The following is a 20,340-nucleotide window of genomic DNA, read 5'->3' as shown; positions in this document are numbered from 1 at the left end:
GTCGCGGTCCTGGCCGCTGTTTTGGTCGCTATTTTGGTCGGTATGATAGTAAGCCCTGGCCACTTCCCATCGCCTCGCCGTACCCATGGAAAAAACCGCCGCCGTCCCGATGCGCCGCCCGCCGGCCAGCGCCAAGTCCGAGCAACGGATACGGGACATCCTGCGGGTGGCGCGGCAGGTGTTCTCCGAGGCCGGCTTCCAGGCCGCCACCACCACCGAGATCGCGCAGCGGCTGGGCGTGTCCGAAGGCACGGTGTTCACCTACTTCGGCGGCAAGCGCGAGCTGTGCGTGCGCGTCATCAGCGACTGGTACGACGAGATCATCGCCAAGGTCGAGGACTACCTGCCGCACGTGCAGGGCGCGCGGGCCCAGCTGCATTACCTGGTGCATGCGCACCTGCGCCACCTGCTGGCCGAGGGCACCGGGCTGTGCGCCTTCATCCTGTCCGAGGGCCGCGCCCGCAATGACGATTTCGGCGAAATCTACGCCGGCCTGCAGCGGCGCTACACCGCGCCGTTGATGCGCATCCTGGCGCAGGGCCAGGCAGACGGCCACGTGCGCCAGGACATGCCGCTGCGCCTGTTGCGATCGGCAATCTATGGCCCGATGGAACACGTGCTGTGGGACGCCATCCTGCGCGGCACGCGGGTCGACGTGGCGGCCACCGCCGACCAGTTGGTCGACTTCCTGTGGCAGGCGTTGCAGCCGCCGCGCCGCGACGCGCTGGCGCTGGCGCAATTCCGGGGCGAGGTGCAAGACGCCCTGCATCGGCTTCAGTCCGCCGAGAACAAGGACGGCGGCGCGTACTGAGGAAAGCCGTCGTAGGTCTCGCCGCGCGCGGCCGGCGGCAGGGTCCAGGAGTGACGCGCGTTGGGCACGCCGCCATCCACGCGGATGACACTGCCGTTGATGAAGGCCGCCGCCGGCGACAGCAGGAACACCACCGCCGCCGCCAGTTCGGCTTCGGTGCCGAAGCGCTGCAACGGCACCTTGGCGGCCAGCCCGCGCAATACCGCCCGGTAGTCCTCGTCGTAGCTGTCCATGCCGCTTGAGGCGATCCAGCCGGGCGCCACCGCGTTCACGCGCACGCCGGCATGGGCCCATTCGCAGGCCGCCGTTTCGGTCAGGTTCCAGACGCCGGCGCGGGCCGCGCCGGAGTGTCCCATGCCGGGCATGCCGCCCCAGATGTCGGCCAGCATGTTGACGATGGTGCCGCCGTGCTGGCGCATGTGCTGGGTGTAGACCTCGCGCGCCATCAGGAAGGTGCCGTGCAGGTTGTTCTGCACCACCGCGTTCCAGCCGTTGAAGCTGATCTGCTCCAGCGGCGCGGGGAACTGGCCGCCGGCGCAATTGAACAGGCCGTCGATGGCGCCATGCGCGGCCAGCGCGTCGGCCACCGCGCCGCGCACGCCGGTCTCGCCGCGGATGTCGCAGGCGTGCAGCGTGATGCGGTCGGCGGCCTCGGGATAGATGCGCGCCAGTTCATCGCGCGCGGCCTCCAGCTTTTCCGGCTTGCGGCCCACCAGCGCCAGGCGCGCGCCCAGCGAGGCCAGCTCGTGCGCGGTGCAGCGCCCCAGGCCGCTGCCGCCGCCGGTGACCATGACGGTCTTGCCGTCGAACAGGCCCGGCCGGAAGACCGACGCGTAGCGCGCCGTCGCGGCGGCGCCGTCGGGGGGATGGTGCATGTCTCGCTCCGTTGTCATTTTTTTTGAGGATAACTCAATATTTGACCCAAAAACACGCATTACTCGCGTATTACCCTATGGAAACAATACGCAGTATCAGGTTATTAATTGAGCACCAATCAATAATCTGGAGACCCGCATGAGCACCCCGCCCCCGCTGCTGGTGGACCGCGACGGCCCCATCGCCCGCCTGACGCTGAACCGCCCGGACATGCGCAACGCCTTCGACGACGCGCTGATCGCGGCGCTGACCACGGCCGTGCGCGAGGCGGCGGACGATCCGGCCGTGCGGGTGCTGCTGCTGACCGGCGCGGGCAAGGCATTCTGCGCGGGCGGCGACCTGAACTGGATGCGCAAGATGGCCACGCTGAGCGACGCCGACAATCGCGCCGACGCCGGCCGCCTGGCGCGGATGCTGCGCGCCATCTGGTCCTGCGCCAAGCCCGTGGTGGCGGCGGTCAACGGCGACGCCTACGCGGGCGGGATGGGCCTGGTGGCGGCCTGCGACGTCGCCATCGCCGCCGATCACGCGCAGTTCTGCCTGTCGGAAACCCGCCTGGGCCTGCTGCCGGCCACCATCAGCCCGTACGTGATCCGCGCCATGGGCGAACGCGCGGCCAACCGCTACTTCCTGACGGCCGAACGCTTCGACGCCGCCGCCGCATACCGCATGGGCCTGCTGCACGGCGTCGTGCCGCTGGCGCGGTTGCAGGACGAGGCCGACGCCGTCTGCCGCGCGCTGTGCGACAACGGCCCGCGGGCGGTGCAGGCCAGCAAACGGCTGGTGCGGGATTTCGCCGGCCAGCCGCTGGATGATGCGCTGGTGGCCGATTCGGTCGAGCGCATCGCCGCGGCGCGCGCCTCCGAGGAAGCGCGCGAAGGCGTGAGCGCCTTCCTGGAAAAGCGCCCGCCGGCCTGGCGCGCGCCCTGAAGCGCGGCATGAGCCCCGCGCGTGAACGCGTCAACGCGATGTCCCGCGCGGACCAGGGGAAATATCCGGGTTAACCCCGAACGACGTTTAAGATGCGGGCTTCGTCCACAAGAGAAGCCGCATGCCCGCCCTTCGCCGCGCCGCCTGGAAACGTGAAATCACCGCCACCCTGCTGCTCAGCCTGCCGCTGGTGCTGACCAACCTGGCGCAGATCGCGATGACAGTGACGGACGTGATGTTCATCGGCCACCTGGGCTCGCAGCCGCTGGCGGCCAGCGCGCTGGGCGCCAACCTGTATTCGGCGATCGCGTTCTTCGCGCTGGGCCTGGTCAGCGCCACCGCGCCCATGGCCGCGCATGCCGAGGGCGCGCGCCGCAATTCGGTGCGCGAGGTGCGCCGCACGGTGCGCCAGGGCTTCTGGAGCGCGGTGCTGATCTCGGTGCCGGGCTGCCTGGCGCTGTGGTTCGGCGAGCACATCCTGCTGCTGTTGCGCCAGCCGCCCGAGCTGGCCGCGCCGGCGGGCCAGTACCTGCGGGCGCTGCTGTGGGCGATGCCGCCGTTCCTGGGCTTCCTGGTGCTGCGCTCATTCGTGGCCGCGCTGCAGCAGCCGCGCTGGGCCTTCATCGTGGCGGTGGGCGCGATCCTCTTTAATGTCTTCGGCAACTGGGTGCTGGTGTTCGGCAACCTGGGCGCGCCGGCCCTGGGCCTGATCGGCGCCGGCGTGGCCAGCGCGCTGGCCAGCCTGTCGCTGTTCGTGGGCATGGTGATCGTGGTGCTGCGCGACCGGCGCTTTCGCCGTTACCGGCTGTTCAGCGGCCTGCTCCAACCCGACTGGCAGCGCTTGCGGGCGTTCTGGAAGCTAGGCCTGCCGATCGCCGTGGCGACCGCGTTCGAAGTCACCATCTTCAACGCCGCCGCCTTCCTCATCGGCTGGCTGGGCGAGGCCGAGCTGGCGGCGCACGCCATCGCCATCCAGATCGCCAGCGTGACCTTCATGATCCCCTACGGCGTGGCGCAGGCGGCCACGGTGCGGGTCGGCTATGCCCAGGGCGCGGGCGACGGCGTCGGCGTGACGCGCGCCGGCTGGAGCGCATTCGGCCTGGGCATCGGCTCGATGGTGATCGCCGCGGCCCTGATGGTGACCGTGCCGTACGCGCTGGTGTCGGTGTTCATGGACGTGCACGATCCAGCCAACGCCAAGGTGCTGGCCTTCGCGGTCAGCTACCTGGCGGTGGCGGCGGTGTTCCAGATCGTCGATGGCGCGCAGGTGCTGGGCGCCGGCATGCTGCGCGGCCTGCACGACACCCGCGTGCCGATGATCTACGCGGCGATCGGCTATTGGGGCGTGGGCCTGCCGTGCGGCGCCTGGCTGGCCTTCCAGGCCGGCTGGCGCGGGGTCGGCATCTGGAGTGGACTGGCCATCGGGCTGGCGGTGGTGGCGGTGCTGATGATGCAGCGCTGGGCCCGGCGCGCCTCGCTGGGATTGGTGGGGCGGCGCGTGTCCCACATGCCATAATCGCCGATGCAATTCCTGGAACCTCCATGCCCACCGCCTCACCCGTTTTTCCCCCTCTGAACGCCGCGCGCCTCTGGCAGCGCGTCGAGACCCTGTCACGCTATACCCTGCCCGACCAGCCTTGGACCCGGCGCGCCTTTTCGCCGCTGTTCCTCGAAGCGCGCGAGTGGCTGCGCGGTGAATTCGAGGCCGCGGGTTTGGCCACCCGCCTGGACGCCGGCGGCAACCTCATCGGCGCCCGCGCCGGCCGCAACGCGCACCGCCAGCCCATCGCCACCGGCTCGCACTGCGACACCGTCATGAGCGGCGGCCGCTTCGACGGCATCATCGGCGTGCTGGCCGGCATCGAGGTCGCCCACACCATGCAGGAACACGGCATCGAACTGGAGCACCCGTTCGAGGTCATCGACTTCCTGTCGGAAGAACCCAGCGACTACGGCATCTCCTGCGTCGGCAGCCGCGCCCTGAGCGGCCAGCTCAGCGCCGACATGCTGGCCGCGCGCAACGCCGACGGCGAGACGCTGGCGCAAGGCATCGCCCGCATCGGCGGCGACCCCAACGCGCTGGCCGCGCCCCTGCGCGGCCCGGACGGCACCGCCGCCTTCGTCGAACTGCACATCGAGCAAGGCCCGGTGCTGGAAAGCCGCCAGTTGCCGATCGGCGTGGTCACCAACATCGTCGGCATCCGCCGCGTGCTGATCACGGTCGAAGGCCAGCCCGATCACGCCGGCACCACGCCCATGGACATCCGCCGCGACGCCCTGGTGGGCGCGGCCCGCATCATCGACGCCGCCAGCCGCCAGGCCAGCGCCGCCAGCGGCAAGCCGCATTACGTGGTCGCCACCGTCGGCAAGCTCGCCATGACGCCCAACGCGGCCAACGCCGTGCCCGGCCGCGTCGAGCTGACGCTGGAAATGCGCAGCGACAGCAACGCCGTGCTGGACGCCTTCCCCGAAACGCTGATGGCCGGCGTGGCCGCCGACCTGAAGGCGCTGCGCCTGACCGCCGGCTTCGTGCAACTGAGCCGGGCCCAGCCCACCGACTGCACGCCGCTGGTGATGGACGCGGTGCAGGCCGCCGCCGACCAGCTCGGCTACGCCAGCATGCGGCTGCCCAGCGGCGCCGGCCACGACGCCGTCTACATGGCGCCCACCGGCCCCATCGGCATGATCTTCATCCCCTGCCTGAACGGGCGCAGCCATTGCCCCGAGGAATGGATCGAGCCAGCGCAGCTGCTGGACGGCACCCGCGTGCTGTACCAGACCGTGCTGGAACTGGATCGCCGGCTGTCCCGATAACCCCACCCTGATGCCGCCATGGAACAGATAGAACTGAACGACAGCACCGCCGACCGCTACCTGCTGGACACGCCCGGCCTCACGCTGCTGGTGTTCCACAGCCGCACCTGCGGCACCTGCCGCATCGCGCGCGAACAACTGCCCAAGCTGGACCTGCCGGTGCAGCGGGTGTGCTGGGTCGACGCCGGCGAGAACGGCGGCCTGGTGGAACGCTACGAGGTCTTCCACCTGCCGGCCATGTTCGTGACCCGTGACGGCGCCTTCTTCGGCCCGGTGCAGGCCAGCCTGGCCGAATGGGATCTGCGCCAGCAGATCGGCCTGGCGCTGGACAGCTACCCGGCCGAACTGCCATGAGCGCCGTCGCCGCCGCCATGGCCCCGTCCCGCCGGGCGTTGGACACGCTGGCCACCAGCGTGATGCTGCTGTTGTGCGTGTGCTGGGGTTTCCAGCAGATCGCCATCAAGCTGGTGGCGGCCGACATCTCGCCCATCATGCAGGTCGGCCTGCGCTCGGCCTTCGCCGCGCTGGTGCTGGGCGCGGTGGTGTGGCGCGCCGAAGGTTCGCGCGCGCTGCGCGACGGCACGCTGGGCGCCGGCGTGCTGGTGGGCCTGCTGTTCGGCTTCGAGTTCCTGGCGATCGCGCAGGGACTGGTCTACACCACCGCCTCGCACATGTCGGTGTTCCTGTACACCGCGCCGATCTTCACGGCGCTGGGCCTGCATTGGCGCGTGCCCGAGGAACGCATGGCGCCGCTGCAATGGCTGGGCGTGGCGGTGGCCTTTGGCGGCATCGCCGTGGCCTTCCTGGGCAACGGCCAGCCGCAAGCGGCCAACGCCGCCAGCAACATGCTGCTGGGCGACGCGCTCGGGCTGCTGGGCGGGCTGCTGTGGGGCGCCACCACGGTCGCGATCCGCCGCACCGCGCTGTCGGAAGCGGCGCCTTCCAAGACCCTGTTTTACCAGATGGCGATCGCCGCGCTGGTGCTGCTGGTCTATGCGGCGGCCACCGGCAACGCCGGCATCCGCTACACGCCTGCGGCCATGCTGAGCGTGGCGTTCCAGTCGGTGGTGGTGGCGCTGTCGAGCTACCTGGCGTGGTTCTGGCTGCTGCGGCGCTACCTGGCCTCGCGCCTGTCGATCCTGTCGTTCATGACGCCGCTGTTCGGGGTGTCGTTCGGCGTGCTGATCCTGGACGAGCCGCTGGACGGCGCCTTCGTCGTCGGCGCGCTGATGGTGCTGGCCGGCATCTCGCTGGTGAGCGGCGCCGGTCTGCTGCGCGAGAAGCTGCGGCGCGGCAAGCGCGCCTGAATTGCGCGGATCGGCGCGCGGGCTGGCACGCCGGCCGGTGCGCCGGTTGTGGTCCGGGGCATGCCCGGGCCGAAGCGCGGATCGATGCGCCGGCCCTCAGGCCCGGCGCCCGCCGCCCAGGTTCAACACGATCAACGCCGCGCCCGCCAGCACCAGCGCGAAGCCCCACCAGTCGGCGGCATCGGGGCGGTCCCCCACCAGCGCCATCGCGCCCAGCACCCCGACCACCGGCACCATCAACGTGGTCAAGGCCGCTACCGTCGCGCTGACCCGTTCGCTCAGCACGAACCACAGCCAGTACGCCACGGCCGTGCCCAGCACGATGTGGAACGCCAGCGCGCCCGCCACGCGCGGGCTCCAGCCCTGCGTCGGAAAGGCTTCGCCCGCCAGCAGCACGCCGCCCAGCGCGCAGGCCGCGCCCACCGCCAGCTGCCAGGCCGTCACCACGATGCGATGCCCCATCACCGGCCAGCGCTTCAGGTAGACCGTGCCGGCGGCCCACCCGAAGGCGGCGGTGAGCGGGAACACCAGGCCGCGCGCGGCGGCCAGGTCATGATCGGCAAAGATGGCGCGCAGCACCGGCCAGGCCAGCACCGCCACGCCGGCGGCGCCCAGCAGCAAGGCCAGGCCGCGGCGGCGGTCCAGCCGTTCGCCCAGCACCGCCCAGGCCAGCAATGCCGACATCATCGGCATGGTGAACGTGAGCACGGCGGCGCGCGACGTGCTGGTGCTGAGCTGGGCCCAGGCCACCGCCAGGTTGAACACCGCGACGGCCAGGATGCCGCCGACCACGATGCCCGGCCACGAGGCGCGCGGCGGCAGGAGCGCCAGCCTTTTCATGCGCGCCAGCGCCAGCAGCAGCAAGGCGCCGCTGCCCAGCCCCAGCAGGCGCAGGGTGAACGGCGGGCAGATCGACAACACGATCTTGACCGCCGGCCAGTTCAGGCCCCAGAACAGCGCCAACGCAACCGGGATCAGGCGCACGCGGCCTTTTCCCGAGCGATCAGCTCCGCCAGGCCCTGGCGCTGGTTGCCCTCGGCGTCGAAATTGTCGGGGCTCAGCCAGCTCTCGTAGGCCGCGCGCAGGGCCGGCCATTCGCTGTCGATGATCGAGAACCAGGCGGTGTCGCGGCTGCGGCCCTTGTAGACGGTGGCCTGGCGGAAGATGCCTTCGAACTGGAAGCCCAGGCGGGCCGCGGCGGCGCGCGACGGCGCGTTCAGGCTGTCGCACTTCCATTCATAGCGACGGTAGCCCAGCTCGTCGAAGGCGCGGCGCATCAGCAGGAACTGCGCCTCGGTGGCGATGCGGGTGCGCTTGAGCAGCGGCGAGAACGCCACGAAACCGACCTCGATGACGCCGTTGGCGGGGTCGATGCGCATCAGCGACAACGAGCCGATCGCGCGGCCGCTGGCCGGGTCGATGACCGCATGGTGCATGGGATCGCTGGCGGCATGGGCCTGCGCCTGCTCGGCGAACTGGCGGTAGGCGGCCGCGTCGGCGAAGGGGCCGACGCTCATGTAGGTCCAGTCGCGGCCATCGGGCGCCTGGCTGAAGGCGGCGTACAGGTCCGCCGCGTGGCGTTCGGCTGACAGTGGCTCCAGGCGGCAGTAGCGGCCCTGCGCCGGCGCCACCGGCGGACGCGGGCGCGGCGTCCAGCCGGACAGGTCGGGGCCGATGGGTTGTTGATATGCATTGACGCGCGGTTGCATGCTGCGAGGCCTCTCCAGGTTGGGGGAACGCCGCCGCCAATGGCGGACGCCCGCCAGGGGAATTTCCGTCACGGCGGACCCTGGCACGCTCTCACGATAGCCAAACCGTGGCATGATAAAAAGCACCACGGTCCGTAAATTTAATAGAGCCATGACAGAACCTGCCGCCCTGCTCTCCAGCCCGCTGGCGCGCGGCCCGGGCGCCCTGCCGCGCCAGCGCCAGCTGATCCAGCGGCTCAAGCAGGCCATCCTGGCGGGCCAGTTGCCGGCGGGCGGCAAGCTGCCGGCCTCGCGCGTGCTGGCCGACGAACTGCGCATCTCGCGCAACACCGTGCTGATCGCCTACGAACAGTTGACCGCCGAAGGCTACGTCATCGCCGACCGCCAGGGCACGCGCGTGGCGCCGCTGTCGGCCGCCGCCGCCAGCGCGGCGAAACAGGCCACCCGGCGCGCCGCCGAGCAGGCGGCCAGACCGGCCCCCGGGCCGGCCGCGGGACAGGCGCCCCGGCCCGAGGCGCCCGTCTTTCGCACCGCCGCCCGCCTGTCGCGCATCATCGCGACGCGCGCCCCCAACGATGGCTCGCTGCCGCTCACGCCCGGCACCCCCGCGCTGACCCAGTTTCCCATCAGCGCGTGGCGCCGGGCCCAGGACCGGGCGCTGCAGGCGGCGCCCGCCGCCACGCTGGGCTACGGCCCGCCGGTAGGCGAACCCGCGCTGCGCGAAGCCATCGCCCAGTACCTGCGGGTGTCGCGCGGGGTCAATTGCGATGCCTCGCGCATCGTCATCACGGAAGGCGCCCAGGGCGCGCTGGCACTGTGCGTGCAACTGCTGACCAATCCCGGCGACACCGCCTGGCTGGAGGAACCCGGCTACCGCGGCGCGAAGTCGGCGTTCCACGCGGGCGACCTGAACGTGGTGGCGATGCGGGTCGACGCCGACGGCCTGGCCATCAGCGAGGACGACTGGCGCACCCGGCCGCCGCGCCTGATCCAGGCCACGCCCACGCACCAGTACCCGACCGGCGCCGTGCTGTCGCTGGCGCGCCGGCTCGACCTGCTGGAACGGGCGCGCCGCGCCGGCGCCTGGATCATCGAGGACGACTACGACAGCGAATTCCGCCACCAGGGCGAGCCGATCGCCGCGATGCAGGGCCTGCTGCCCGACGCGCCGGTGCTGTACGTGGGCACGTTCAGCAAGACCATGTTCCCGGCGCTGCGGCTGGGCTTCCTGGTGCTGCCGCAGGCGATCGCCGGGCCGGCCATGCCTTCGATCGTGGAAATGCTGCGCGGCGGGCACCGGCTGGAACAGCTGACGATGGCCGCCTTCATCGAAAACGGCCAGTTCTCGCGTCACCTGGGCCGCATGCGGCGGCTGTACCGCGAGCGCCAGGCGGCCCTGCGCGAGGCGCTGGCGCAACACCTGGGCATCGACCATGAAGTGCTGGGCGGCCACAGCGGCCTGCACCTGACGGTGCGGCTGCCGCCCGATGTGCCCGACCGCGCCGTCGTCGAGCAGGCGCGCCGGCTGGGCATGAATCCGAACGCGCTGTCGACTTTCGCCATCACGCCGCAGCCGCAGGACAACGGCCTGGTGATCGGCTACGGCAACACCAGCGCCGACCGCTACCCGGCGCTGGTCAGGCAATTGGGCAAGCTGGCGGCGGCGCTGCGCCACTGAAACGCTGAATCTCAGCGGCGCGAATCGAGCGCCATGCGCAGCGCCAGGCCGGCCAGCACCGTGCCCATCAGCCAGCGCTGGACCGCGATCCACAGCGGCCGGCCGGCCAGGAAGCCGGCGATCGAACCCGCCATGATCGCGATGACGGCGTTGACCGACAGGCTGATGGCAACCTGCGTCAATCCCAGCGCGATCGACTGGGTGAACACGCTGCCATGGTCGGGCTGGATGAACTGCGGCAGCAGCGACACGTACAGCACGGCGATCTTGGGATTGAGCAGGTTGGTCAAAAGCCCCATCGTGAACAGCGTGCGCGGGCTGCTGGCCGGCAGCTCGCGCACCTGGAACGGCGAACGCCCGCCCGGGCGCACCGCCTGCCAGGCCAGGTACAGCAGATAGAGCGCGCCGCCGAAGCGCAGCGCGTCGTAGGCGTACGGCACCGACATCAGCAGCACCGTCAGGCCGAATGCCGCGCACAGTACGTAGAAGATGAAGCCCACCGCCACGCCGGACAACGAGATCAGCCCCGCCTTGGGCCCCTGCGAAATCGAGCGGGACACCAGGTAGATCATGTTGGGCCCGGGCGTGAGCACCATGCCCAGGGCGACCAGGGCGAACGTCAGGAGATTGGCGATGTCAGGCATGATGCGCCGGCGCGGGCCGGTCAGTAGTGGGAAGATGAACAGCCACGTTATCTGAAATCTGTATCGGAACAGCGGATTTTTTCGCGTGGCGTGGCGGCCTGGAAACAACACACCGGCGGCGATTAAATGTCGCCGGATGGGCCGCGGCGGCCGCGAGGTATACAGTGATCGGCTAGGGCCTGCTCACACTAAAAGGAGCCTCGCATGAGTACCCAAATGAGTGACTATCAAGGCGCGAAGCGCAGTCGTGGCAGGTCCCCGGCGAGCATTCGCAACGCTGAGAGGCGCTCATTTGGGTACTCACCCTTCGGGCAGGCCGGTAATCGGGCGCCAGGCGTCGTTGCGCTCACCTTGCGTGGCACAGCCACGCGGCGGCGACCGCGCCTAGCCTGGCGCCCGATTACCGGCCTGTGCGAGGCTCCTTTTAGTGTGAACAGGCCCTAAGGCCGCAAGCCCCGGGAGGATCCACGCATGCCACCACGATCATCACCCGCCACGCCCGCCGCCGGCCGTGCCGGCGCCATCCGCGTCGGCGTGGGCGGCTGGACCTACGCGCCCTGGCGCGGCGCCTTCTACCCCGACGACCTGCCGCACGCGCGCGAACTCGAATACGCCAGCCGCCAGCTCACCGCCATCGAGGTCAACGGCACCTACTACAGCAGCCAGAAGCCGGCCACCTTCGCCAAGTGGCGCGACGAGACGCCAGATGATTTCGTGTTCTCGCTCAAGGCCTCGCGCTATGCCACCAACCGACGCGAACTGGCCGGCGCCGGGGAATCGGTGCATCGCTTCGTGCACGGCGGCATCGCCGAGCTGGGCCCCAAGCTGGGGCCGATCGTGTGGCAGTTCGCGCCCACCAAGGTGTTCAACGCCGACGACTTCGGCGCCTTCCTGGCGCTGTTGCCGGACGCGGTCGACGGGCTGCCGCTGCGCCATGTGATGGACGTGCGCCACGCCAGCTTCGCCTGCGAAGAATACCTGGCCCTGGCGCGCCGCCACGCCGTGGCCACGGTCTACACCGACAGCGAAGACTACCCCTCGCTAGCCGATGCCACCGGCGATTTCATCTATGCGCGGCTGATGCGCGCCAGCACCGCCTTCAAGGCCGGCTATGCGCCCAAGGTGCTGGACGCCTGGGCCGACCGCCTGCGCACCTGGGCGCGCGGCGCCGATCCGGACGACCTGCCACGGGTGGGCACGCGCAAGCCGTCGGGCGCGGCTCGCCCGCGCGACGTCTTCGCCTTCTTCATCAATGGCGCCAAGGAGCGCGCGCCGGCGGCGGCGCGCGCGATGATCGAGCGGCTGTAGCCGGCGCGGCCGTGCCGGCCGTCAAAGAATGCCGGCTCCGGGGACCGGCAACGGCGTCAATTCGCGACCGGCGTGCGCAGCGTCACGAATTCCTCGGCCGCGGTGGGGTGGATGCCGATGGTGTCGTCGAACACGCGCTTGGTGGCGCCTGCCTTGAGCGCGATGGCGATGCCCTGCACGATTTCGCCGGCGTCGGGGCCGACCATGTGCACGCCCAGCACCTTGTCGGTGTCGGCGTCGACGATCAGCTTCATCAGGGTCTTTTCCTGCGATTCGGTCAGCGTCAGCTTCATGGGACGGAAGCGGCTTTCGAACAGCTTGATCGGATGGCCGGCCGCGCGCGCCTCTTCGGTGGTCATGCCGACGGTGCCGATGTTGGGCAGGCTGAACACGGCGGTGGGGATCAGCTTGTAGTCGACCTTGCGGTATTCCTCCGGGCGGAACAGGCGGCGCGCCACCGCCATGCCCTCGGCCAGCGCCACCGGCGTCAACGGCACGCGGCCAATGACGTCGCCGATGGCCAGGATCGAGGGATCGCTGGTGCGGTATTCGTCGTCCACCGCGATGAAGCCCTTGTCGTCGAGCTTGACGCCGGTGTTCTCCAGGCCGAGGTTGTCCAGCATCGGGCGGCGGCCGGTGGCGTAGAACACGCAATCGGCCTCGATCACGCCGCCGTCCTTGAGCGTGGCGGCCAGGGTGCCGTCGGCGCGCTTGTCGATGCGCGCCACCTCGGCGTTGAACTTCAGGTCGATGCCCTTCTTGGCGAGTTCGTCGCGCAGGTGCTCGCGCACCGCCTGGTCGAAGCCGCGCAGGAACAGCGGACCGCGGTAGACCTGGGTGGTCTGCGCGCCCATGCCGTTGAAGATCGAGGCGAACTCGACCGCGATGTAGCCGCCGCCCACCACCAGCACCCGGCGCGGCAGCGTCTTCAGGAAGAAGGCCTCGTTCGAGGTGATGGCGTGTTCCTTGCCGGGGATGTCCGGCACCTGCGGCCAGCCGCCGGTGGCCACCAGGATATTGGCGGCGGTATAGGACTTGCCGTCGACCTCGACGGTGTGCGGGTCCTTGATGCGGGCGTGGGCTTCCAGCAGCGTCACGCCGCTATTGACCAGCAAGTTGCGGTAAATGCCGTTAAGACGCTCGATCTCGCGATTCTTGTTGGCGATCAGCGTGGGCCAGTCGAAGCTGGGCTGGCCGGCGCTCCAGCCGAAGCCGTGGGCCTGTTCGAAGTCTTCGCTGTAGTGGGCGCCGTAGACCAGCAGCTTCTTGGGCACGCAGCCCACGTTGACGCAGGTGCCGCCCAGGTAGCGGCTTTCGGCCACCGCCACGCGGGCGCCGAAACCGGCCGCGAAGCGGGCCGCGCGCACGCCGCCGGAGCCCGCGCCGATCACAAACAGGTCGAAATCGAATGCCATGGTGTTTCCTTCGCCGTCCCGCTGCCGGGACGCATTTCACTGTCGGGAGAAGCGCTATTTTGCACCAGTGCGGCCACGTCGGCCGCCATGCCCCCAGCCCCGGCCCGGTCACAGCGTCGGAGATCCGGCGCGGATCCGGACCAGCGGCCCGTCACCGCGCCGACGGGACCCGGTGACAGGATGCCGGCGTCGCGGCCCGGCCGCCCGCGCGCCCTACGGCAAGGCCGCCGACACCGCCTCCGGATCCAGCCCGTAGCGCCGGATCGCCTCGGCCGCCCGCTCCGCCGGCAGCACGCCGTCGTCGGCCAGCGCCTTGAGCGTGGCCAGCACGATGTGGTGCCGGTCCACTTCAAAGAACGCCCGCAGCGCCTGGCGCGTATCCGAACGGCCGAAGCCATCGGTGCCCAGCGTCACGTAGCGGCGCCCCACGAAAGGACGGATCTGCTCGGCCACCGTCTTCATGTAGTCGGTGGCCGCGATCACCGGCCCCGAGGTGTCGGCCAGGCGCGTTTCGACGAACCCCTGGCGCGCCGCGTCCAGCGGATGCAGGCGGTTCCAGCGCTCGGTCTCCTGGCCGTCGCGGCGCAGCTCGGAATAGCTGGTGACGCTCCAGACGTCGGCCGCCACGCCGAAGTCCTGTTGCAGCAAGTCGGCGGCGGCCAGGGTCTCGCCCAGGATGGCGCCGCTGCCCAGCAGTTGCGCGCGGACCTCGCCCGGCGCGCCCTCGCGCAGGCGGTACATGCCCTTCAGGATGCCGGCCTCGGCGCCTTCCGGCATCGGCGGGTGGGCGGTCTTCTCGTTGATCAACGTCAGGTAGTAGAAGACGTCTTCCTGCTCCTGGTACATGCGGCGCATGCCGTCCTGCACGATCACCGCGATCTCGTAAGCGTAGGCCGGGTCGTAGGCGATGCACGACGGGATCACCGAGGCCAGCACGTGGCTGTGGCCGTCGTCATGCTGCAGGCCCTCGCCTTCCAGCGTGGTGCGGCCCGAAGTCGCGCCCAGCAGGAAGCCGCGCGCGCGGATGTCGCCCGCCGCCCAGGCCAGGTCGCCCACGCGCTGGAAACCGAACATCGAATAGAAGATGTAGAACGGGATCGTGGCCACGCCATGGGTGCTGTAGGCGGTGGCGGCGGCGATCCATGAAGCCATGGCGCCCGATTCGTTGATGCCTTCCTGCAGGATCTGGCCGCGCCGATCCTCGCGGTAGACGCTGAGCTGGTCGGCGTCCTGCGGCGTGTACAGCTGGCCCACGTGCGAGTAGATGCCGACCTGGCGGAACATGCCGTCCATACCGAAGGTGCGCGATTCATCGGGCACGATGGGCACCACGCGCGCGCCGATCTGCGGATCCTTGAGCAACTGCGCCAGGATGCGCACGAACGCCATGGTGGTGGAGAATTCGCGGCCGTCGCTGCCCTTCAGGTGCGCGGCGAAGGCTTCCAGCGCGGGCGTGGCCTGCGGGCCCGGGCCGGCCGGACGCAGCGGCAGGTGGCCGCCGGCGCGCCGGGTGGCGGCTTCCAGGTAGGCCTGTTCCGGGCTGCCGGGTTCCGGCTTGAGGTACGGAATGTCCGCCAGGCGCTCGTCCGGCACCGGCAGGTCGAAGCGATCGCGGTACGCGCGCACCGCCGGGTCGGCCATCTTCTTCTGCTGGTGGTTGGTGTTGGCGGCTTCGCCGGCCGCGCCCATGCCGTAGCCCTTGACGGTCTTGGCCAGGATCACCGTGGGCTGGCCGCGATGCGCCAGCGCCGCGGCGTAGGCCGCGTGCATCTTGACCGGGTCGTGGCCGCCGCGGTTGAGCGCGCCGATCTCGTCGTCGCTCAGGTGCGCCACGCGCTCGAGCAGCACCGGGTCGGCGCCGAAGAAATGTTCGCGCACGTAGGCGCCGCCGCGCGCCTTGAACACCTGGTATTCGCCGTCCACGCATTCCATCATGCGGCGCCGCAGGCGGCCGTCGTGGTCCTGCGCCAGCAGCGCGTCCCAGCCGCCGCCCCAGATCACCTTGATGACGTTCCAGCCGGCGCCGCGATAGACGCTTTCCAGTTCCTGGATGATCTTGGCGTTGCCGCGCACCGGGCCGTCCAGGCGCTGCAGGTTGCAGTTGACCACGAAGATCAGGTTGTCGAGCTTTTCGCGGCCGGCCATGGCGACTGCCGCCAGCGTCTCGGGCTGGTCCTGCTCGCCGTCGCCCAGGAAGCCCCACACGCGCCGGTCCTGCGCCGCGATCAGGCCGCGGTCTTCCAGGTAGCGCATGTAGCGCGCCTGATAGGCCGCCATCAGCGGGCCCAGGCCCATCGACACGGTCGGGAACTGCCAGAAGCCGGGCATGGTGCGCGGATGCGGATACGACGCCAGCCCGCCGCCGCCGATCTCGCGGCGGAAGCGGTCCAGCTCCGCTTCGGACAGGCGCCCTTCCAGGTAGGCGCGGGCGTAGATGCCGGGCGCCGAATGGCCCTGGATGTAGAGCATGTCGCCCAGGTAGTCCGGCGTGGCGGCGCGGAAGAAATGGCGGTAGCCGGTTTCGTACAGGGTGGTGGCCGAGGCATAGGTGGCGATGTGCCCGCCCACGCCGGAATGCTTGCCGGCGCGCAGCACCATGGCCATGGCGTTCCAGCGCAGATAGGCGTCCAGCCGCGCCTCGATGCGGGTGTCGCCGGGGAACGGCGCCTGGACCGGCAGGCCGATCGTGTTGACGTAGGGCGTGACGCCGGCCGCGGCATAGCCGCCGCTGCGGGCGCGGTCCTGGTCGATCAGGCGGTCCAGCAGGTAATGCGTGCGCGGCAGGCCTTCGTGCGCCAGCACAGCCTGCATCGCGTCCAGCCACTCGCTGGTTTCTTCGGGGTCGATGTCGACGCAGTCGATCTCGGGTTCCATGGGCATCCTCCTTGTGGTGCGCAAGCGGCGCCCGGACACGAAAGGTCGGCGCCATCGTTTCACATCGTGAATTGCATTTGCATAATGTGCAATTGCAATCGTATGGAGGTTTTTGAACAATTGCAAGTGCAACTATTTGCACGCATGGACGACGCCCACGGGACCAGGACCGACGGCGGGAACCGTGGAGGCGGCCGCGCCAACCTGCGGGCGGGACAACGGCGAAGAAGGAAGGAAGCGGCCCGGCCATCCCGGCCGAGCTCCTGTCCGCGCCTAGCGCGCGGCGTCCATCATGTACGCCACGGCGGCGCGCAGCGTGGCCTCGTCGGCGGCGGTGCCGCCGCGCGGCGGCATGGCGCCCTTGCCCTTGAGCACCGTGGCCAGCAGCGCGTCGGCGCCCTGCGCCAGGAACGGCGCCCAGGCCTGCTTGTCGCCCAGCTTGGGCGCGTTGGCCACGCCGCTGGCGTGGCATACCACACAGGCCGAGCGGTACAGCTTTTCACCGGCCGGGTCGAGCTGCGCCGGCGCGTCGGCCGCGGCATGGGCGAGCCCGCCCACGGCCAGGCCGGCCGCCAGTGCCAATCTGATTGCGAGGGACATGGCGGGCTCCTGGTCAGCGCGGAATCGGCGCGGGCGCCTTGATCTGCTTCATCAGGTCGTCGTTCCACTTGCCCTCGACCTTGATGTGGCCGGCCGCGCCCAGTTCGAAGGCCTCGATCAGGTTGTGGTTCAGGTAGGCATACACGCCAGGCTGCTTGAAGGTGTAGAGCGCGGCGCCGGCCGACCCGCCGCGGATGAACCAGGTTTCCAGGTCGCGCTGCGGCGGGTTGGCGAACTTGCCGGTCTCCCAGACCCAGTCGCCATGGCCGCCGATCAGGTGCGGGCGGGTGTCGCGATTGGCCTGCGAGTGGATCAGCAGCACGGTCTCGCCGACCTTGGCGGTGAGCGCGTTGGCGCCGGTCAGCGCGCCGACCTTGCCATTGAAGACGATGTGCGACGGCGTCAGCGTGCGCATCACCTGCACCGTGTCGCCATAGCTTTCGGCCAGCGTGGCGTAGTCCTTGTACTTGCCGTCCGGGCCCTTGGGGATGTACAGGTCGAACTCGCCGATGGTGTAGGCGCGGTCATAGCGCAGCGGCTTGCCCTCGGGGTCCTTCAGGCCGTCGCGCGGCAGCACCATCAGCGTGCCGCTCATGCCCGACACCACGTGCCAGGGCACCATGCCTTCGGGCGCGCAGTGGTAGACGAAGGTGCCGCTGCGGTCGGCCTTGAAGCGCAGCGTGGCCTGCTCGCCAGGGTTGACGTTGGTGAGCTTGGCGCCGCCCAGCGCGCCGGTGGCGCCGTGGAAGTCGACGTTGTGCGGCATGGCGTTGGTGGCCGGGTTGACCAGCGTCAGCTGGACGTAGTCGCCCTCGTGCACCACCAGCGTGGGGCCGGGCATGGAGCCGTTGAACGTCATGGCCTGCAGCGTCGTGCCCTTGTCGTCGATCACCATCTTCTTTTCCTCGATGGTCATGGTGAATTCGACGACCTGGGGGCCCGACTTGGTCGCCTGCTCGTGCGGATGCACCTGGGGCGGAGCGACCAGCGTGACCTTGGTATGGGGCAGCTTGTCGGCGTCCTGCGCCCAGGCGGTCCCGGCGGCCATCGTAAAAGCCAGCGCCGCCGCCAGCAAAGTGGGCCGTAATGCGTTCATGTCCAGCTCCTTATCGGGTTTTCAACTGCCGTGTAGGTCGGCAACCCTATTGAATGGCGCATGCCCTTCCCGTTCTTTGCTGTAGCGCAAACTCGGCGTCAGCCTGGCGCCGCGCGCGCATTGCCTCGGCCGGGTGGCGGTGCCACCATGAAAGCGCAATCCCCCCATGCCAGGAGCCCGTGATGCCGTCGCCCCTTTGTCATGCCCTGCTGCGCAATCTGGATCTCTTCAAGCCCTTGTCCGATGCGCAGCTGGAATCCGCGCTGCGCGGCGCGCAGCCCTGCCGGCTCGAAGTTGGCGCCGTGGTCTACCACCAGGGCGCCAGCGCCGCGCATTTCTTCGTGCTGCTCAGCGGCTGCCTGAAAGTGGCGCAGGTCACGCCCGAAGGCGGCCAGGTGGTGGTGCGCTACGTCAATCCCGGCGATCTTTTCGGCCTGGCGTGCGCCATGCGCCAGCCGCGTTATCCCGCCACCGTGCTGGCGGTGCAGGAAAGCGTCTGCCTGGCCTGGCCCGATGCGCTCTGGGAGCATTTCACCAATCACCACCCGCAGCTGGCCGCGCAGGCCCTGCAGACCATGGGCCGGCGGCTGCAGGACGCGCACCTGCGCATCCAGGAACTGTCCAACGACGAGGTCGAGCAGCGCGTGGCCCGCGCCATCCTGCGGCTGGTGGACAGCGCCGGCGAACCCACGGCCGACGGCATCGGCATCGCCTTTCCCATCACGCGCCAGGACATCGCCGAAATGACCGGCACCACCCTGCACACCGTCAGCCGCCTGCTCAGCGGCTGGAAACAGCGCGGCATCGTCGACAGCGGCCGCAAGCGCATCGTGCTGCGCTCGCCCGCCGCGCTGGCGCGGGTGGGCGCGCACGCGGCGGCGCCGACCTGTGCGGGCTGCACATCCTGTATCGACGGGCCGCCCGGGCCAGGCGACGCATTTTATCGCTGACAGGCAGTAGCCGTGGCTGCAGATCGCCCCTGTTTTTCCCCGCCCCAATCCGTATTTCGCGACGCCCGATCGAGGCAACTGGCGATGGTGAGAAAACCAGCCTAGCGTCGCAAATAGCGTCGTCGCGGCCCGTTCATCGGGTGCTAAACTGAATTCCAGATCTACCGCACTATCACCATGTACAACGGCACTGGAATCTATTCTCTGCGGGAAGCCGGCAAACTGGTGCAAGCCAAGCCGCGCGACTTGAACCGTTGGCTATTTGGGTATCATTTCCCCAAGAAAGGCCCCGATGGGGGAGACCTGCGGGCGTTTTCTCCACCGCTTTGGCAAACGCAGGTGGATGTATCCGAACACGAGGAACCGATCATCGGCTTTCAGGACCTTCTGGAAGTCAGATTCGTCCGAGCCTTTATCCAGCACGGAATTCCGCTGATCGTCATACGGAAATGCCTGGAAAGCGCTCGATCCATCTACGGCGTGGCATACCCATTCACAAACCTGCAGTTCAAGACAGACGGCAAGACGATTTTTGGCGAAGCGTTGAAGCAGGCGGAAAGCGAAGGAACCTCTCTTGTCGATTTGAAGAACCGTCAGAACGTCTTTCGCGACATCATCACACCGTCGCTGTATGCGGGCATCGAGTACAACGGCGCCCAGGCGACAAAGTGGTATCCAACGTTGAAACGCGAACGCATTGTCCTTGATCCATCGAGACAATTCGGCAGTCCCATCATCGAAGACACGGGCACGCCCACTGACATTCTCTACGCCTCATATCTTGCGGAAGGCGAAAACGAAAACGCCATCGCGTCCACCTCGGCGATCTACGATGTTCCGCATAGATTTGTACGCGCTGCTGTCCGGTTCGAATCCAGCCTGAAGCAGAGAACCCATTGAATTTCCTGTTTGACAACAATCTGCCGCCCGCCTGGGCCGCCACGATGGGCGCCGCGAGCAGACGTCGATTTACAAGCACGGCGTTGGAGAAAGTTGTCCAACTGCGCGAACGATTCCCCGCCAACACGCAAGACCTTGCATGGCTTGAACCGCTGGGTCGAGAAAAGAACTGGTGCGTCATTTCCTGCGATGCATTTCGCAAGCAGAATGGCGCGGAGCGTCGGGCGATTCGCCAGTTCGGACTGTCCGTCTTTGTGCTGCAGCCATCGTGGGCGTCCAAGCCATATTGGGAAAAAACGGCCCAGTTCATTTTGTGGTGGCCAAGAATCGTCGACCAAGCCAATGCGGTGGAAGCTTCCGCGCTGGAAGTACCGTGGCGCGCTTCGGGTAGATTTCGCCAGTTGTAGGTCTATCTCAGGGCCCCGTCG

Annotated in this window: 19 protein-coding genes; 11 read left to right on the top strand and 8 right to left on the bottom strand. The window is 69.1% G+C overall.

The features are described from left to right. Positions 1-85: 85 nt before the first annotated feature. Positions 86-811 (top strand): TetR/AcrR family transcriptional regulator, encoded by a 726-nt coding sequence (locus tag ACUTAG_RS26570; protein WP_026384662.1) that lies wholly within the window; start codon positions 86-88, stop codon positions 809-811. Here the strand turns inward: ACUTAG_RS26570 and ACUTAG_RS26565 are convergent. Then, complete coding sequence (locus tag ACUTAG_RS26565; RefSeq protein WP_148316664.1) at positions 775-1,686, bottom strand: SDR family oxidoreductase; 912 nt, start codon at positions 1,684-1,686, stop codon at positions 775-777. The two genes, ACUTAG_RS26570 and ACUTAG_RS26565, sit on opposite strands and share 37 nt — an antisense overlap. A 139-nt stretch (positions 1,687-1,825) precedes the next feature. Here ACUTAG_RS26565 and ACUTAG_RS26560 point away from each other — a divergent pair, with 139 nt between their 5' ends. The 5 genes from ACUTAG_RS26560 to ACUTAG_RS26540 all read left to right on the top strand — a co-directional run bounded on the left by ACUTAG_RS26560 (position 1,826) and on the right by ACUTAG_RS26540 (position 6,738). Beyond that, positions 1,826-2,617 carry an enoyl-CoA hydratase/isomerase family protein gene (locus ACUTAG_RS26560; RefSeq protein WP_148316661.1) on the top strand — a complete coding sequence of 264 codons (792 nt, stop codon included), beginning with the start codon at positions 1,826-1,828 and terminating at the stop codon, positions 2,615-2,617. 121 nt (positions 2,618-2,738) lie between these two features. Next, the gene (locus ACUTAG_RS26555; RefSeq protein WP_020927136.1) at positions 2,739-4,133 is read left to right on the top strand and encodes an MATE family efflux transporter; all 1,395 of its coding nucleotides are present in this window, start codon (positions 2,739-2,741) and stop codon (positions 4,131-4,133) included. A 26-nt stretch (positions 4,134-4,159) separates the two neighbouring features. Then, positions 4,160-5,431: a Zn-dependent hydrolase gene (locus ACUTAG_RS26550; protein WP_148316660.1), complete on the top strand. Its 1,272-nt coding sequence runs from the start codon at positions 4,160-4,162 to the stop codon at positions 5,429-5,431. Between the two features lie 18 nt (positions 5,432-5,449). After that, positions 5,450-5,785, top strand: a complete 336-nt coding sequence (locus tag ACUTAG_RS26545) for a thioredoxin family protein (protein WP_020927134.1) — start codon at positions 5,450-5,452, stop codon at positions 5,783-5,785. Next, positions 5,782-6,738, top strand: coding sequence for a DMT family transporter (locus tag ACUTAG_RS26540; RefSeq protein ID WP_006384500.1), 957 nt, complete (start codon positions 5,782-5,784; stop codon positions 6,736-6,738). The genes ACUTAG_RS26545 and ACUTAG_RS26540 overlap by 4 nt, the downstream gene beginning before the upstream one ends. A 96-nt stretch (positions 6,739-6,834) precedes the next feature. Here ACUTAG_RS26540 and ACUTAG_RS26535 read toward each other — a convergent pair whose 3' ends face one another. Further along, positions 6,835-7,722: a DMT family transporter gene (locus tag ACUTAG_RS26535; RefSeq protein WP_006384501.1), complete on the bottom strand. Its 888-nt coding sequence runs from the start codon at positions 7,720-7,722 to the stop codon at positions 6,835-6,837. Continuing rightward, positions 7,713-8,447, bottom strand: coding sequence for a GNAT family N-acetyltransferase (locus ACUTAG_RS26530; RefSeq protein WP_020927133.1), 735 nt, complete (start codon positions 8,445-8,447; stop codon positions 7,713-7,715). Before ACUTAG_RS26530 ends, ACUTAG_RS26535 begins: the two co-directional genes overlap by 10 nt. A gap of 112 nt (positions 8,448-8,559) precedes the next feature. Here ACUTAG_RS26530 and pdxR point away from each other — a divergent pair, with 112 nt between their 5' ends. Beyond that, a complete protein-coding gene (pdxR, locus tag ACUTAG_RS26525; protein ID WP_173361448.1) occupies positions 8,560-10,125 on the top strand; it encodes a MocR-like pyridoxine biosynthesis transcription factor PdxR in 1,566 nt (521 codons plus the stop codon). An 11-nt stretch (positions 10,126-10,136) separates the two neighbouring features. Here pdxR and ACUTAG_RS26520 read toward each other — a convergent pair whose 3' ends face one another. Then, on the bottom strand, positions 10,137-10,769 hold the full coding sequence (locus ACUTAG_RS26520) for a LysE family translocator (RefSeq protein WP_020927131.1): 633 nt from the start codon (positions 10,767-10,769) through the stop codon (positions 10,137-10,139). Between the two features lie 471 nt (positions 10,770-11,240). On the opposite strand from ACUTAG_RS26520, the gene ACUTAG_RS26515 reads away from it, so the two are divergent. Next, complete coding sequence (locus ACUTAG_RS26515) at positions 11,241-12,077, top strand: DUF72 domain-containing protein (protein ID WP_020927130.1); 837 nt, start codon at positions 11,241-11,243, stop codon at positions 12,075-12,077. 56 nt (positions 12,078-12,133) lie between these two features. Here ACUTAG_RS26515 and gorA read toward each other — a convergent pair whose 3' ends face one another. The 4 genes from gorA to nirK form a co-directional block, all read right to left on the bottom strand. Beyond that, the gene (gene gorA / locus ACUTAG_RS26510; RefSeq protein WP_148316658.1) at positions 12,134-13,492 is read right to left on the bottom strand and encodes a glutathione-disulfide reductase; all 1,359 of its coding nucleotides are present in this window, start codon (positions 13,490-13,492) and stop codon (positions 12,134-12,136) included. Between the two features lie 213 nt (positions 13,493-13,705). After that, positions 13,706-16,366: a pyruvate dehydrogenase (acetyl-transferring), homodimeric type gene (gene aceE / locus ACUTAG_RS26505; RefSeq protein ID WP_054515844.1), complete on the bottom strand. Its 2,661-nt coding sequence runs from the start codon at positions 16,364-16,366 to the stop codon at positions 13,706-13,708. 273 nt (positions 16,367-16,639) lie between these two features. After that, positions 16,640-16,966 carry a c-type cytochrome gene (locus tag ACUTAG_RS26500; protein ID WP_006384284.1) on the bottom strand — a complete coding sequence of 109 codons (327 nt, stop codon included), beginning with the start codon at positions 16,964-16,966 and terminating at the stop codon, positions 16,640-16,642. Positions 16,967-16,979: 13 nt separating this feature from the next. Next, complete coding sequence (gene nirK / locus ACUTAG_RS26495) at positions 16,980-18,062, bottom strand: copper-containing nitrite reductase (RefSeq protein WP_047992901.1); 1,083 nt, start codon at positions 18,060-18,062, stop codon at positions 16,980-16,982. A 182-nt stretch (positions 18,063-18,244) separates the two neighbouring features. Between nirK and ACUTAG_RS26490 the strand changes: the two genes are divergently transcribed. From ACUTAG_RS26490 to ACUTAG_RS26480, 3 genes are all read left to right on the top strand, one after another. Next, on the top strand, positions 18,245-19,012 hold the full coding sequence (locus tag ACUTAG_RS26490; protein WP_148316656.1) for a Crp/Fnr family transcriptional regulator: 768 nt from the start codon (positions 18,245-18,247) through the stop codon (positions 19,010-19,012). 177 nt (positions 19,013-19,189) lie between these two features. After that, positions 19,190-19,912: a DUF433 domain-containing protein gene (locus tag ACUTAG_RS26485; RefSeq protein WP_148316654.1), complete on the top strand. Its 723-nt coding sequence runs from the start codon at positions 19,190-19,192 to the stop codon at positions 19,910-19,912. Continuing rightward, positions 19,909-20,319 carry a PIN-like domain-containing protein gene (locus ACUTAG_RS26480; RefSeq protein ID WP_127481422.1) on the top strand — a complete coding sequence of 137 codons (411 nt, stop codon included), beginning with the start codon at positions 19,909-19,911 and terminating at the stop codon, positions 20,317-20,319. Before ACUTAG_RS26485 ends, ACUTAG_RS26480 begins: the two co-directional genes overlap by 4 nt. Positions 20,320-20,340 lie beyond the last annotated feature (21 nt).

The sequence above is a fragment of the Achromobacter sp. CSND-B12 genome (genome assembly GCF_052906545.1).
The sequence above is the reverse complement of the archived record's forward strand: the minus strand, read 5'-3'. Positions and strand labels throughout refer to the sequence as shown.

Coding starts and splice junctions, on each gene's coding strand:
- ACUTAG_RS26555 (WP_020927136.1), top strand. CDS start 2,739: ATGCCCGCCCTTCGCCGCGCCGCCTGGAAACGTGAAATCACCGCCACC.
- ACUTAG_RS26550 (WP_148316660.1), top strand. CDS start 4,160: ATGCCCACCGCCTCACCCGTTTTTCCCCCTCTGAACGCCGCGCGCCTC.
- pdxR (WP_173361448.1), top strand. CDS start 8,560: ATGATAAAAAGCACCACGGTCCGTAAATTTAATAGAGCCATGACAGAA.
- ACUTAG_RS26515 (WP_020927130.1), top strand. CDS start 11,241: ATGCCACCACGATCATCACCCGCCACGCCCGCCGCCGGCCGTGCCGGC.
- ACUTAG_RS26540 (WP_006384500.1), top strand. CDS start 5,782: ATGAGCGCCGTCGCCGCCGCCATGGCCCCGTCCCGCCGGGCGTTGGAC.
- ACUTAG_RS26520 (WP_020927131.1), bottom strand. CDS start 10,769: ATGCCTGACATCGCCAATCTCCTGACGTTCGCCCTGGTCGCCCTGGGC.
- gorA (WP_148316658.1), bottom strand. CDS start 13,492: ATGGCATTCGATTTCGACCTGTTTGTGATCGGCGCGGGCTCCGGCGGC.
- ACUTAG_RS26560 (WP_148316661.1), top strand. CDS start 1,826: ATGAGCACCCCGCCCCCGCTGCTGGTGGACCGCGACGGCCCCATCGCC.
- aceE (WP_054515844.1), bottom strand. CDS start 16,366: ATGGAACCCGAGATCGACTGCGTCGACATCGACCCCGAAGAAACCAGC.
- ACUTAG_RS26565 (WP_148316664.1), bottom strand. CDS start 1,686: ATGCACCATCCCCCCGACGGCGCCGCCGCGACGGCGCGCTACGCGTCG.
- ACUTAG_RS26490 (WP_148316656.1), top strand. CDS start 18,245: ATGCCGTCGCCCCTTTGTCATGCCCTGCTGCGCAATCTGGATCTCTTC.
- ACUTAG_RS26570 (WP_026384662.1), top strand. CDS start 86: ATGGAAAAAACCGCCGCCGTCCCGATGCGCCGCCCGCCGGCCAGCGCC.
- ACUTAG_RS26530 (WP_020927133.1), bottom strand. CDS start 8,447: ATGCAACCGCGCGTCAATGCATATCAACAACCCATCGGCCCCGACCTG.
- ACUTAG_RS26485 (WP_148316654.1), top strand. CDS start 19,190: ATGTACAACGGCACTGGAATCTATTCTCTGCGGGAAGCCGGCAAACTG.
- ACUTAG_RS26545 (WP_020927134.1), top strand. CDS start 5,450: ATGGAACAGATAGAACTGAACGACAGCACCGCCGACCGCTACCTGCTG.
- ACUTAG_RS26500 (WP_006384284.1), bottom strand. CDS start 16,966: ATGTCCCTCGCAATCAGATTGGCACTGGCGGCCGGCCTGGCCGTGGGC.
- nirK (WP_047992901.1), bottom strand. CDS start 18,062: ATGAACGCATTACGGCCCACTTTGCTGGCGGCGGCGCTGGCTTTTACG.